The sequence below is a fragment of the Longispora urticae genome (assembly GCF_053902585.1).
On record NZ_JAQZSH010000022.1, the window covers coordinates 25,504 to 38,720 of the forward strand.

Consider the following 13,217-nt stretch of genomic DNA (forward strand, 5'->3'; position numbering starts at 1 on the left):
CGGCTCCCGGCATGAGCCGATCGAACGATATCTCAGCGCCACCGCACACTTTCTCGGCTTGAATGATCGACCGCAAGACCGCTATCAGGGCGCAGGGACCTCACAAGGCTCGCCGGAGCCCGAGTCGTCTACGGTGCCGGGGCGGTGAGCATGGCGAGGAGGCCGGCGGTGGGGCGTACGTCGCCGAAGGAGCGGTAGACCGTGTGGAGCGTGGCGTTGTGGTCCTCGTCGCGCCGGGCGGCGTTGGCGTCGGCCACCATGACGACCCGGTACCCGAGCGTGCTGGCGTCGCGCGCCGAGGATTCGCAGCACACGTTCGTGACGGTGCCCGTGATCAGTACCGTGTCGATGCCGCGTGTCTCCAGCTGCGACGGGAGCGGGCAGCGGCCGGGGAAGAAGGCGCTGGCGGCCGTCTTCTCCACGAGGATGTCGCCGGCGTGGACCTCGAACTCCTCCCACAGTCGATCCGCCAGCGGGCCCTCGCCGCCGCTGCGCCGGAACAGTTCGGCGATGTCGGGGCCGAGGAACTCGTCGGTCACGTCGGAGGGTTCGCCCGCGCCGGGCAGGACCCACGCGACGGTGCCGCCCGCGTCGCGCAGGGTGTCGGCGAGCTGGCCGATGTTGGGCACGATGCCCCGGCAGTACTCGTTCTCGGCGACGAAGAAGGGGACCATGTCGATCACGATGAGTGCCGTGCGGCGGGGCTCGATGGTCGTGAACGCGTGCCGTCTGCCGCGCCGCTGCTCGTGGCGGGCGTACTCCCGGTCCTCGATCCGCCAGAGGTGGACCTTCGCGTGGGCTTCCGATGACAAGGCTTCCCCGATTCCGGACGGACTGATACTGGCAGAGGGGGCCGCCACGGCTCGGAAGCCCTTCAGGACCCGGTCACGTCCCACCGTAACCAGATGATGAAGTTGATCGTGGTTTGTGCCGGCGCCGGTGGCCGGGCCGCCCACCACAGCCGCCCACCACGGCCGGCGGCTCAGGGCCTCAGCCGACCGGCGCTCCCACGGTCCCGGCCCCTTCCCCGGCCACCTTCCGCCGGATCACCACGGTCGTCACCACGAGCGCGACCACGGCCAGCACGGCGGCGAGCTGGAACGCCGACGAGATGCCGTGCGCGAGCACGTGACTTGAGAACGGCTTCGGCAGCTCCTGGGTCTTCTGGAACGCCGCCAACTGCTCGGGGGTCGCCGAGGCCAGGAACTGTTTGACCTGGATGGCGGCCTCGTTGCGGCTGGCCGTGCCGAACACCGTGACCAGCACCGACAGCCCGAGTGAGCCACCGACCATCTGGGTCGCGTTGAGCAGGCCGGACGCCGCGCCCGAGTCCCGGTTGGACACGCGGGACAGGGCGACGATCGTGACGGGTACGAAGATGAAGCCCATGCCCAGGCCGAAGATGCACATGGGGATGAGCAGCCCGGTGACGTACCCGCTGGACTCGTTGATCCGGGACAGCCAGATCAGGCCGCCCGCCGCCAGGGTGCCGCCGATCATCATCAGGATCTTGGGTCCGGTCCTGGGCAGGATCTGGGACGCGAGCTGGGCGGTGATCCCGATGGCCAGGGTCACGGGCAGGAAGGCGAAGCCGGCGCGCAGGGGCGAGTAGCCGAGCACGTTCTGCACGAACAGGGTCAGGAAGAAGAACATCCCGAACATGGCCGCGCCGGTGAGCAGCATGACCACGTAGCTGCCCGTGCGGTCGCGGTCGGCGAACAGGTGCAGCGGGGTGATCGGCTGCTGGCTGCGGCGTTCGATCAGGATGAACGCGGCCAGCAGGACCACCGCGGCCCCGAACGAGGCCAGGGTGCCCGTGTTGCTCCAGCCCTTGTCGGCGGCGCGGATGAAGCCGTAGACGAGCAGGCTCATGCCGGCCGTGGACGTGATGGCGCCGGCGATGTCGAACCGGCCGGGGTGCCGCTCGGACTCCTTGAGGTACCTGGGCGTGAGCAGTGCCAGCACGATGCCGATCGGGACGTTCACGAACAGCGTCCAGCGCCACGAGAGCCAGGAGGTGAGCATGCCGCCGGCGATCAGGCCGATCGCGGCGCCGGCTCCGGAGACGGCGGCGAACACGCCGAAGGCCCGGTTGCGTTCGGGGCCCTCCTCGAAGTTCGTCGTGACCAGGGCCAGGGCGGTGGGGGAGGCGATGGCCCCGCCGATGCCCTGCAACGCCCGGGCCAGCAGCAGCCACTCGGCGGACTGGGCGAGCCCGCCGAGCAGGGACGCGAGCGTGAACAGCAGGATGCCGAAGATGAAGACCCGCCGCCGGCCGAGGATGTCGCCGGCCCGGCCGCCGAGCAGGAGCAGCCCGCCGAACGTCAGGGTGTACGCGTTGAGCACCCACGACAGTCCCGTTGAGGAGAAGCCCAGGGCGTTCTGGATCTGGGGCAACGCGATGTTCACGATCGTCGCGTCCAGGATGATCATCAACTGCGCGGAGGTGATCACCGCGAGCGCGAGTCCCGGGTGCCGCCCGGGCTGGGCGTTGCCGCCGCCCACCGTGGCCTGTCGTTCAGTCGCCATCGCTGACACCTGATCTCTGGATGAGGGGTGACGAATGGGTACCTCAGTGATCGTAGTCGCGCGGGTCACGACGCGGACTCGCTCCGTCACCTCGGCCCGGTTTTGCCCGTTGAGTACGTAACGCGCACTCCGAGAGGCAACATGGGTGATCTTGAGTTCGAAACGCGCGTCCAGAGCTCGGGACGGCGGACCATGATCGGTCAGTACGAGATCATCGGGAAGCTCGGCGCTGGCGGGATGGGGACCGTGCACATGGGCCGGGCCCCGGACGGGCGGATCGTCGCCGTCAAGGTGATCCACCCGAGGCTCGCCGACGACGAACAGTTCCTGGAACGCTTCCGCCGGGAGGCCTCGCTGGCCCGGCGGGTCGCGGCGTTCTGCACCGCACCCGTGATCGACTTCGGCGAGGACGACCAGGGGTTGTACCTGGTCACGGAGTACGTGGACGGCATCCCGCTGTCCCGTGCCGTCGCCGAACGCGGCCCGCTGCCCAGCTCGTCCGTCCAGGGCGTCGCCGTCGGGGTGGCCGCCGCGCTCACCGCGATCCACGCCGCCGGACTGATCCACCGCGACCTCAAACCGGGCAACGTCATCCTGTCCCTCTGCGGGCCCCGGGTGATCGACTTCGGGGTGGCCCGGGCCGTCGACGGCTCCTCCGACCTGACCCGGACCGGGATGATGGTCGGCAGCCCCGGCTGGATGGCCCCCGAGCAGGCCCGGGGCGGGCCGGTCACCCAGGCGGCCGACATCTTCGGCTGGGGCTGCCTGGTGGCGTTCGCGGCGACCGGGCGGCACCCGTTCGGCGAGGGGGACTCGGTGACCCGGGTGCTCCAGATCCTGCACGAGCCGCCGGACCTGTCCGGGCTGCCCGACAACCTGTACCCGCACGTGGCCCGCGCCGTGTCCAAGCGCCCCGAGGACCGGCCGACCGCGCGCGCCCTGTTGTCCCAGCTCAGCGGGGCGGAGGGCGATATCGCGTCGCTCGTGCAGCTCCCGGGTCTGAAACTGGCCCCCACGGAGACCCGGAAGCGGCGGAAGTGGCCGGTCATGGTCGCCCTCGCCACCGGGCTGGGTGCGGCGGCGCTCGCGGCCGGCGTGGCGTACCCGAGCCTGCTGGGCGCGCCGATCGATCCCGTTGATCCGGCCCCGGCGACGGTGGTTCCGACGGCGGAGGTCAGGCAGACCGAGGCGCGGCCGGTGCTGCCGGCAGCCGGGAAGACGGCCAGCCCGACGATCACGGTCGCACCGCCGAGCACCGAGCCCACGGCCGCGGCGTCTCCGTCGCCGAGTCCGCGCGCCACGGTCGGGCCGTCGTCCGCCGCTCCCAGCCCGCCGCAGCAGACCGTCCCGCCGACCACCGGCCCGCCGGCGACCGGGTCGGAGGCCACGCCGGCCACCGCGTCCGGCACCCGCCCCACTCCGTGAGGGCACTGGCCTGCCCGCCGGGCCCCGGGCACCACGCGCCGGGCCCCGGACCCGCCAGGTGCCTGGCGGTTCTCCGGTCGGCCCCGGGTCAGGCCGGCAGCGTGAACTGGATCCGGCAGCCCGGATCCGTCCCGACGACCGCGATCGTCCCGCCGTGCAACTGCACGACCCAGCGGGCGATCGCGAGCCCGAGCCCGGTGCCGCCGTCCGCGACCGCCCCGATGGCCCGCTCGCCCCGGATGAACCGCTCGAAGACCTGTTCCCGCTGGTCGACGGGGATGCCGGGCCCTTCGTCGGTGACTTCGAACAGCACGGCGCCCCCCGTGCGCCGTGCCGAGATCGTGACCCGCCCGTCCGCCGGGCCGTGCTGGTAGGCGTTGGCGAGCAGGTTGGCGACGACCTGGTGCAGCCGTTCCCGGTCGGCGGTGACGACCAGGTCCTCGGGGGCGTCCACCACGGCCGCGCTCAGGGCGGCGGCCTCCTCCAGGAAGGGCTTCGCTGGAAACGAGACCCGGTTGAGGGGTACGGCGCCCGCCTCCAGCCGCGACAGGTCCAACAGTTCCGTGACGAGCCGGCCGAGCCGTTCGGTCTGGGCGAGCGCCGCCTGGAGGGTGGACGGGTCGGAGACGCCGTCGACGACGTTCTCCAGTACCCCCTGAAGGGCTGTGATCGGGGTCCGCAGCTCGTGGGAGACGTTCGCGATGATCTCCCTGCGCTGCCGGTCGGCCGCCGCCAGGTCCCGGGCCATCTGGTTGAACGCCCGGGCCAGCTCGCCCACCTCGTCCCGGGACGTGGACCGGACCCGCTGCCCGTATTCGCCCCGGGCCATGGCGCGCGCGGCGGCCGTCATCTGCCGGAGCGGGGAGGTCATGCCGTGCGCGATGACCTGCGTGACGCCCAGGGCCACCACCAGGGCACTGCACAGGGTGTACCGCATCGGCCACTTGACCCCGAAGTAGAACACCATCGCCGCCGCCCCGATCGAGGCGGCCACCAGGATGCCGATCTTCATCTTGATCGAGTGCACCGGGTCCAACGGCCGGGGCACGACCAGCCGCAGCCAGTCGGCGGCCCACTGCGCCGCGGCCCTGCGCCGGGTGAGCGGATACTCCCCGGACCGGTATCCGGTGACGTCCACGGGCTGCCCCGGAAGGCCCTGACCTGCATGTCCGGCCGCGTGCAGCGCCGGCACGGTGCCGCGGCCGGTCGCCGCGCGGTGGCCGGTGCGGCCTGTCTCCGCCGCCGGAGGGCCCGGTTCGGCACCGGCCGCTCCGACGCCGGTGGTCACCGGGGGATCTCCAGGGCGTACCCGACGCCGTGCACCGTGCGGATCAGCTCCGCGCCGATCTTGCGCCGCAGGCTCTTGATGTGGCTGTCCACGGTCCGGCTCGCGAACGCGTCCGACCAGCCCCACACCGTCGACAGCAGCTGCTCCCGGCTGTGCACCGCCCTCGGCCGGGACGCCAGGCTGCTGAGCAGGTCGAACTCGGTCGGGGTCAGGTGCACCTCGGACTCCTCCAGGAACACCCGGCGCTCGGCCGCGTTGATCCGCAGCGGCCCGAGCTGCCTGGGGACGACGCTGGCGGCCCGGTCGACCCTCCTGAGGAGTACGGCGACCCGCGCGGCCAGTTCCCGCATGCTGAACGGCTTGGTCAGGTAGTCGTCCGCGCCCACCCCGAGCCCGATCAGCATGTCCGTCTCGTCCCCCCGGGCGGTCACCATGAGCACGGGCACCGGCCGCTCGGCCTGGATCCGCCGGCACACCTCCAGCCCGTCGAACCCGGGCAGCATGACGTCGAGCACGACGATGTCCGGCGGGTACGCGGCCGCCGCCGACACCGCCGACGGCCCGTCCGCCGCGATGTCGACCAGGTAGCCCTCGCCCCGCAGCCGGGCCGCGACGGACTGGGCGATGGTCGGCTCGTCCTCGACGACCAGGACACGACGTTGGTTCACGGGACTGACCGTAGTACCTCCGTGTGGAGAAGTTGTGGACCACTCCTGGAGGCTGTCGGCCAGCTCATGCTTCCGGCGGGCACCTCCGGATCCCAGTGGCCCCACCCGCCCCACGGGCACCCCGGAGTCGCGCACCGGACATGTCTCCACCTTTCCCTTCCCAAGGAGATCATTCATAGGTAATGTCCGATGGCAAATGTTCGCCATCCAAAAGGGACGATCGATGCCCCCGGAGTACGACACGGCCTGGACCGACGAGGCTGTCGCGCGCTATGAGCGCATCGAGGCCCGCCAGGCGGCGTACGAGCGCGCGGTCCGCGCCGTCGAGGTGATCGTGCGCTCCTCCGACGGGAATGTCGAGGTCACCGTCTCGGCGGACGGCGAGATCCGCGCCGTGACCGTCGAGGGCGTCAGCCGCGCCGACATCCTCGAGACCCTGCGCTCGGCGGGCGAGGCGGCGACCTGGGCCCGGGAGAAGGTCCGCGCGCAGGAGCTGGGCGAGTACCCGCCCCTGGTGCCCCGATGACCCCCGACCAGCTGGCCACCGCGCTGATCGCCACGTTCGACCTCGACGTCGGCCCGGGCCACGGCTCCCGAGCTGGCGGGGCCCCGACCGGCAACGGTCAGGCCTCCGGGACCCGCCCCGACCCCGGCTCCGGTGGGCGTCCGGCAGACCCGCCGTCCCCGGACGACTTCGGTGGCGGCGCCCCCGGCGGCCTCGGCGAGCTGGGCCGGGCCGTGCACGCCCAGTGGGCCGCCGCCCTGGCCGCCCGCGCCGCCGAGGACGTCGGCCAACGGGCCCGACTGGCCGCGACGGCCGAGAGCCTGCGCGCGGCCACCGACCGCTACTCGACCACGGACACCCTCGATGGCTGACCTCCTCCCGCCCCGGCCCGGCCGAACGGGTCAGGTGCCGCACGCCGGCCGGTCCACACCCGTGGTCGACGCGAGCGGCACGCCGGGCCGCGGCTTCTCCGGGGCCGCGCACGGCGGCCGGATCCTCGGTTCGGGCCGGCACCGGATGGACCGCCGGCAGTCGGCGGTGCTCGACCGGCTCCTCGTCTCCGGCCGCGACCTCCTGACCAGGGTCGACCGCCTGCTCGCGGACGGCGGCGCCCCCGCCGGCCACCCGGTGCTGCCCCTGATCACCCGCTGGGGGGTGCTGCCCGGCGGCGCGCTGGAGTTCGCCGCCGCGCTCCGGCCGCCCCTGACCGCGCCACCCGTCCCCGCCGCGCTGCCGGACGCCCCGGTGGACTGGGCCGGCCCGGCCTCGGTCGCGTTCGGCGCGCACTGGGCGGGGCTCCGCGCGCACCAGGAGGCGCTGGTGACCAGGGCGGAGGCGACGGCGGAGTACGCGACGCAGGTCTCCGACTGGATGTTCGCGCTCCGGTCGGACATGGCCGACGCGGTGGCCGCCGCAATCGGGTCGGCCGAGGCGGTGGCGATCCGCACGGCGCTGCCCGACGGCTTCGTGGCCCCCGAGGTGGTCCGCGCGGCCGCCGACGTGGGGCACCTGGTGCTGGCCGTGGTGACCCCGTTCGACCCGGCGGCGTGGGCGACCAGCCTGACCGAGTCGCCCTACCTCCCGGCCGATCTGCCACCGTCGGCCCCCGGCCGCGGCTTCACCATCAACACCTGACCAGCCAGACCTCGACGGGTACGCCCCGGAGCGCCCCGCCCTCCGACGTCGCCGCCCGGACGGGTGGTGCCCATCCGGGCGGAGCACGCCGCAGGGGTCGCACGGGCCGGCCGCCCGCGTGGCGTACCCGGAAAAGGGTCTAGCGGTCGTCCTGCTTCAGGGCCGTGTCCACGGTGAGCGCCGAGGCCACCACCATGCTGAGCAGCGGGTCCTGGAGCGGCCGGTGGATCTGCACGACATAGTTGTCGGCCGTGGTGAAGGCGGTGCGGAGCAGGCCCTCCCAGGTCTTGGTGATCCGGGCGATCTCCTGGCCGGTGTGGTCGACGATCGAGAAGTTCCAGGCGCGCCAGTTCTCGGCGCGGATCTCGCCGACCTGCTGCCCGTTGGACATCAGCGCGAACCGGATCTTGCCGATCATGTTCTGCTGGATGATCTCGCCGACCTGCTGGCCGTCGCCGCGCTGCACGATGACCCGGGACTTCATGATCTTCGCGGGGCGGGTGAGCAGGAGGTGCACCTGGCCGGCGTTGTCGCGGACCTCGAGCTTGTGGGTGAAGAACTGGTCGTAGTTGCCGAGGAACCGGACGACCTTCTTCAGCGTGCTCTGGCCGACCTGGACGACCATGCCGAGCTGGCGGCCCTGCTGGTCGAACACCGAGTACTCGTTGTTGACCTCGATCAGCTTCGTCTTCTGGTTGACGACGAGCACGGGCTCGGTGAACAGCGAGCCGCCGCCCTGCTGGGTGGGCACGACTCCGGCGCCCTGCTGGACCTGCTGCGCGATCCTGGCCGGGTTGTGCTGGCCGTCGACGGACAGTTCCCAGTCCAGGGGCTTCGCCGGGGCGCCGCCGCTCTGGCCCTGGGTGTGCTCGGTCCACTTCTGGCCGTCCCACCAACGCTGGGCTGTGGTGCCGGACGGATCGGGGTACCAGCCGGGAGGGGTTGGGGTAGTCATGGCGGCAAGGGTAACGGCCCGCCTCAAGTGTCGAGGCGGGCCGTTGACCAGATGCTTACGGGTGCTCGAGCGGGGTCGCGTTCGGGGCGACCGGCACCTCGTGGCCGCCGGAGTCGGCGAGCCGCTTGCGGGACGCCTCGACCTCGGCCTCGGCCTCGACCCGGCCGACCCAGCTGGCGCCCTCGACGCTCTTGCCGGGCTCGAGGTCCTTGTAGACCTCGAAGAAGTGCTGGATCTCGAGCTTGTCGAAGACCGGCAGGTGGTTGATGTCGCGGAGGTGCTCCTGGCGCGGGTCGTTGGCCGGCACGCACAGGACCTTGTCGTCCCCGCCCTTCTCATCGGTCATGCGGAACATGCCGATGGCGCGGCAGCGGATCAGGCAGCCGGGGAAGGTGGGCTCGGGGAGCAGGACCAGCGCGTCCAGCGGGTCGCCGTCCTCACCCAACGTACCCTCGATGAAGCCGTAGTCGGCCGGGTACTGGGTGGACGTGAACAGGGTACGGTCGAGGCGGATGCGACCGGTGGCGTGGTCAACTTCGTACTTGTTCCGGTGACCCTTGGGGATTTCGATCGTTACCTCGAACTCCACGCCATCTCCCTTGTCGCGCATCGCTGATTATCCAATCTAGTCTCGTGTAAGGCTGGGCGTACGCAGAAAGTGGGGGCTCATGGGGAGGCATAGCACACAAGCGACGGGCTCGGAGCCACCCGTGTCCGGGGCACGCTACGATGCGCGGCCCCCGACGGGGACAGTGTACGGCTCCTCACAGTCCGTCGCGCCCGTGCTTGCGGCAAACCCGCCCACAGTGGAACAAAAATCCGGCAAAGGAAAATGGATCGCCGCATTTGCGACAGTCCTCCTGATAAGTGCCGGAGCGGGGACAGCGGTCGCACTCCGGCCGTGGGCGCCCAGAGCCTCGGTCGCCTTCATGCCCGGCCTCGCCAACGAGCCGTCGCCCGCCCCGGTCCTCGAGGCCGCCGCGCGGGCCGGCCAGCCGCTGACCGCCGACGCCGTGTCCAAGGTCCTCGCGACCGCCCTCGCGGACCCCCGGCTCGGCCCCAAGGTCACCGCGGTCGTGCTCGACCTGGAGACCGGCGAGAAGGTCTACGACAAAGGCGCCGACACCCTCGCCGTGCCCGCCTCGACGATCAAGCTGTCCACGGCCGCCGCCGCCCTGACCGCCCGGGGCGCGGACTACCGGATCGAGACCAAGGTCGTCGCCGGAGCCCAGCCGGGCGAGATCGTGCTGGTCGGCGGCGGCGACGTCACCCTGTCCCTGGACGGCGCGGGCGCCTACCCGGGCGCGGCCAAGCTCTCCGACCTCGCCAACCAGGTGAAGTCGGCCCTGGCCGGGCAGCCACTGACCAAGGTGACCGTGGACAACTCCGCGTTCACCGGCCCGGGGACCGCCCCCGGCTGGGCACCCGCCGACGTCGGCAGCTGGGTCAACACCGTGGTTCCGGTGGCGGTCGACGGCGGCCGGTTCGAGGCGAAGGACCCGGCCGGCGAGGGCTCCAAGCGGCAGCCCGACCCCTCGATCGCGGCGGGCGGGGCCCTCGCGAAGCTGGTCGGCGGGGCCGTGCCCGTGACCCTGGGCAAGGCCGACCCCGGAGCCCGCGAGTACGGCAAGGTGCTGTCCCCGACCATCGGCCGGCTCGTGGAGATCGCGCTGCTCCGCAGTGACAACGTGCTCGCCGAGGCGCTCGCCCGGCAGGTCGCGCTGGCCAAGGGCAAGCCGGGTTCCTTCGAGGGCGCGATGGCCGGCATCCAGGAGACGGTCGCCGGGCTGGGGCTCACCCCGCCCACCGGCCAGGTCGACGGCTCCGGGATGTCCGGCAAGAACCAGGTCTCCGCCGGGTACCTGGGCAGCCTGCTCACCCGGGCCGCCAAGCCCGACCACCCCGAGCTGCGGTTCCTGTTCACCGGCCTGCCCGTGGCCGGCTTCTCCGGCGGGCTCGACCCGCGCTACCCGCCGACGGCCGACGGCACCGGGGCGGTCCGGGCCAAGACCGGCACGCTCACCGGGGTCGACGCGCTCGCCGGGCTGGTCACGACCAAGGGCGGCCGCACCGTGGTCCTCGTGGTGCTGTGCGACGCGTCGCCGGGGCTGGACGGGGCGCGGGCGGCGATCGACAAGGCCGCGGGCCAGCTGGCGAAGCTGTGACCCTGCCGGACGGTTCGGCGCCCGGCCCGGACGCCGCCAGGGCGGCCTTCCTCGCCGACATCCGACGGCTGCTGCGGGAGCGGGCCGTCTTCGTCGGGGAGGGGTTCCTGCACCTGAGGGCCTGGTGGCGCGACCCCGAGATCCTGGGCGCGCTCGGCCCGGCCCTGGCGGCGCTGCACGACGCCCGGCCGCCCGCCGCGGCACCCGGAGGGGTCCGGCCCACCGTCATCGCCGGCAACCAGTCCTCCGGCTACATGCTCGGGCCGCTCGTCGCCGCGTACCTGGGAATCGGGTTCGTCGCTCTGCGCAAGGCACCCGGCGAGCTGGTCTCGGCCCTGAACACCGCCCCGATCAGCCGCTACGAGGTGCTGGCCCTGGACGCCGAGGCGCTCGGCCCCGCCGACCGGGTGCTGCTCGTGGACGACCTGGTGGAGACCGGCACCCAGGCCCGGGCTGCCCGCGTCCTCGTCGAGCGGGCGGGCGCCACCTGGCTGGGCGTGTCGGCGGTGACCGCGTACGAGGAATATCCCGAACTCGGCGTCCGTGCCCTGATCCGCTGGGAGGAGCTACGTTAGTTCCATGACGCAGTTCGTGGACTGGGAGCTGGCCGCTTCGACCGCCGCGACACTCGGTGGTTCCGGGCCCAAGGTGACGTACGCGGTGGCGGCGGAGACGGTCTCCGAGCTGCGCAGGTTGACAGACGAGGCGGCGGCGCACGTCGCCGGGTACACCGGGCTGCACCCGATCGGGGACCTGCCGCCGGTGCGGGTCGTGGACCGGGCCGACTGGGCCGCGGTGAACATCGAGGGCCTGAAGAACCTGTTCGGCACCCTGGCGCCGCGGATCACCGACCACCAGCCCGGGTTCCTGACGAACCTGATCGGCGCGAAGGTCACGGGCGCGCAGGCCGGCACGGTCCTGGCGTACCTGTCGTCCAAGGTCCTCGGCCAGTACGAGGTCTTCTCCGGCGTCCCCGGCGAGCTGCTCCTGATCGCGCCGAACATCACCGAGGTCCAGCAGAAACTCGACGTCGACCCGCGCGACTTCCGGCTGTGGGTGTGCCTGCACGAGGTGACCCACCGGACCCAGTTCACGGCCGTCCCGTGGCTGCGCGACCACTTCCTCGCGGAGATCCACGCGTTCGCCGACGCCTCCCAGCTGGACGGGGAGGCGTTCTCCGAACGGGCCCGCCGGGCGTTCCAGGCGCTCTCCGACGAGAAGACCAGCATCCTCGACGTCATGCAGAGCCCCGCCCAGAAGGTGGTCGTCGCCCGGCTCACGGCGCTGATGACCCTGCTGGAGGGGCACGCGGAGTTCGTGATGGACGGCGTCGGGCCGGAGGTGGTGCCCAGCGTGGAGCAGATCCGCGCGAAGTTCACCCAGCGCCGGTCCGGGGGCAACCCGATGGAGCGCTTCATCCGCCGGCTGCTCGGCGTGGACGTGAAGATGCGGCAGTACGAGGAGGGCCGGCAGTTCGTGGCCGCCGTCGTCGACCAGGTCGGGATGGCCGGCTTCAACCGGATCTTCACCTCCCCGGAGACCCTGCCCCGGGTCGAGGAGCTGTCCGATCCGGCGGCGTGGGTCGCCCGGGTCTCGTGACCGGTCCGCCGCCGGCCGTCGCCGCCGTGCGGGTCGCCGTCCGGCGGGCGCTGCCGTCCGCCGGGCTGGTGCTGGTCGCGTGCTCCGGCGGCGCCGACTCCCTCGCGCTCGCCGCCGCCCTGGCCTTCGAGGGCCCGCGCGCCGGGCTCCGGATCGGCCTGGTCACGGTCGACCACCAGCTCCAGGAGGGCTCCGGCCCCCGGGCCGCGGCGCTGGCCGCCTGGGCGTCGAAATCCTTTGATCCGGTACTGGTGGAGACCGTCACCGTGCACGTGGGGGCAGGCCCCGAGGACGCCGCCCGCACGGCCCGCTACGGGGCGCTGTCCCGGGTCGCCGCCGAGACGGGGGCCGCCGCCGTGCTCCTCGGCCACACCCGCGACGACCAGGCCGAGACGGTCCTGCTCGCCCTGGCCCGCGGCTCCGGCCCGCGCGGCATCTCTGGCATGCCCGCCCGCCGCGGCGTGTACGCCCGGCCCCTGCTCGACCTGCCCCGGGCGGTGGTCCGGGCCGCCTGCGCGGGGCTGGAACCCGCGCCGTGGGAGGACCCGCACAACACCGACGCGCGGTACGCCCGGTCCCGGGTCCGCGAGCTCGTCGACACCCTGGGCGAGAAGGTCGTGGCGAACCTGGCGAACACGGCCGCCCTGGTCGCGGCCGACTGCGCCGAGTTGGACGCGCAGGCCGGGCGCTTCCCGCTCGGGGAGTCACTGGCCGTCGAGGATCTGGCCCGGCTCGGCCCGGCCCTGCGCAGCCGGGTGCTCCGGCGCTGGGCGCTGTCCCTCGGTGTCCCCGGCGGCGCGCTCACCCGACGGCATCTCGACGCGCTGGACGCCCTGGTCACGGCATGGAAGGGCCAGGGCCCGACCCAGCTGCCGGGCGGTCTGCCCGTATCGCGGCGGGCCGGGCGGATCGTGGCGACCCCGGTGGGGGAGTGACCTCGGTCATCCGG

General features: G+C 72.8%; 14 protein-coding genes. 8 read left to right on the top strand and 6 right to left on the bottom strand.

What is annotated here, in order from left to right:
• Nucleotides 1–128: 128 nt before the first annotated feature.
• Nucleotides 129–812, bottom strand: a complete 684-nt coding sequence (locus PT931_RS12690) for an isochorismatase family protein (protein WP_456245927.1) — start codon at nt 810–812, stop codon at nt 129–131.
• Nucleotides 813–990: 178 nt separating this feature from the next.
• A complete protein-coding gene (locus PT931_RS12695) occupies nt 991–2,529 on the bottom strand; it encodes an MFS transporter (protein ID WP_456245928.1) in 1,539 nt (512 codons plus the stop codon).
• 192 nt (nt 2,530–2,721) lie between these two features.
• Here PT931_RS12695 and PT931_RS12700 point away from each other — a divergent pair, with 192 nt between their 5' ends.
• Entirely contained in the window at nt 2,722–3,954 is a 1,233-nt protein-coding gene (locus PT931_RS12700) for a protein kinase domain-containing protein (protein WP_456245929.1), read from the top strand.
• A gap of 88 nt (nt 3,955–4,042) precedes the next feature.
• Here the strand turns inward: PT931_RS12700 and PT931_RS12705 are convergent, their stop codons facing one another.
• Together PT931_RS12705 and PT931_RS12710 are read right to left on the bottom strand one after the other, a co-directional pair.
• Nucleotides 4,043–5,242 carry a HAMP domain-containing sensor histidine kinase gene (locus PT931_RS12705; RefSeq protein WP_456245930.1) on the bottom strand — a complete coding sequence of 400 codons (1,200 nt, stop codon included), beginning with the start codon at nt 5,240–5,242 and terminating at the stop codon, nt 4,043–4,045.
• Entirely contained in the window at nt 5,239–5,910 is a 672-nt protein-coding gene (locus tag PT931_RS12710; protein ID WP_456245931.1) for a response regulator transcription factor, read from the bottom strand. Before PT931_RS12710 ends, PT931_RS12705 begins: the two co-directional genes overlap by 4 nt.
• Nucleotides 5,911–6,133: 223 nt before the next feature.
• Here PT931_RS12710 and PT931_RS12715 point away from each other — a divergent pair, with 223 nt between their 5' ends.
• Genes PT931_RS12715 through PT931_RS12725 form a run of 3 tightly spaced genes read left to right on the top strand, consistent with a single transcriptional unit; the run spans nt 6,134 to nt 7,549 of the window.
• On the top strand, nt 6,134–6,436 hold the full coding sequence (locus tag PT931_RS12715) for a YbaB/EbfC family DNA-binding protein (RefSeq protein WP_456245932.1): 303 nt from the start codon (nt 6,134–6,136) through the stop codon (nt 6,434–6,436).
• Entirely contained in the window at nt 6,433–6,786 is a 354-nt protein-coding gene (locus tag PT931_RS12720) for a hypothetical protein (protein ID WP_456245933.1), read from the top strand. The genes PT931_RS12715 and PT931_RS12720 overlap by 4 nt, the downstream gene beginning before the upstream one ends.
• Nucleotides 6,779–7,549, top strand: a complete 771-nt coding sequence (locus PT931_RS12725; protein ID WP_456245934.1) for a hypothetical protein — start codon at nt 6,779–6,781, stop codon at nt 7,547–7,549. Before PT931_RS12720 ends, PT931_RS12725 begins: the two co-directional genes overlap by 8 nt.
• A gap of 139 nt (nt 7,550–7,688) precedes the next feature.
• Here the strand turns inward: PT931_RS12725 and PT931_RS12730 are convergent, their stop codons facing one another.
• Nucleotides 7,689–8,504: a phospholipid scramblase-related protein gene (locus PT931_RS12730; RefSeq protein WP_456245935.1), complete on the bottom strand. Its 816-nt coding sequence runs from the start codon at nt 8,502–8,504 to the stop codon at nt 7,689–7,691.
• A 55-nt stretch (nt 8,505–8,559) separates the two neighbouring features.
• Entirely contained in the window at nt 8,560–9,093 is a 534-nt protein-coding gene (locus tag PT931_RS12735; protein ID WP_363725176.1) for an inorganic diphosphatase, read from the bottom strand.
• A 340-nt stretch (nt 9,094–9,433) separates the two neighbouring features.
• Here PT931_RS12735 and PT931_RS12740 point away from each other — a divergent pair, with 340 nt between their 5' ends.
• Genes PT931_RS12740 through tilS form a run of 4 tightly spaced genes read left to right on the top strand, consistent with a single transcriptional unit; the run spans nt 9,434 to nt 13,203 of the window.
• Complete coding sequence (locus PT931_RS12740; RefSeq protein ID WP_456245936.1) at nt 9,434–10,669, top strand: D-alanyl-D-alanine carboxypeptidase/D-alanyl-D-alanine-endopeptidase; 1,236 nt, start codon at nt 9,434–9,436, stop codon at nt 10,667–10,669.
• Nucleotides 10,666–11,244: a phosphoribosyltransferase gene (locus PT931_RS12745; RefSeq protein WP_456245937.1), complete on the top strand. Its 579-nt coding sequence runs from the start codon at nt 10,666–10,668 to the stop codon at nt 11,242–11,244. The genes PT931_RS12740 and PT931_RS12745 overlap by 4 nt, the downstream gene beginning before the upstream one ends.
• 4 nt (nt 11,245–11,248) lie before the next feature.
• Entirely contained in the window at nt 11,249–12,268 is a 1,020-nt protein-coding gene (locus tag PT931_RS12750) for a zinc-dependent metalloprotease (protein WP_456245938.1), read from the top strand.
• Nucleotides 12,265–13,203, top strand: a complete 939-nt coding sequence (tilS, locus tag PT931_RS12755) for a tRNA lysidine(34) synthetase TilS (protein ID WP_456245939.1) — start codon at nt 12,265–12,267, stop codon at nt 13,201–13,203. The genes PT931_RS12750 and tilS overlap by 4 nt, the downstream gene beginning before the upstream one ends.
• Nucleotides 13,204–13,217 lie beyond the last annotated feature (14 nt).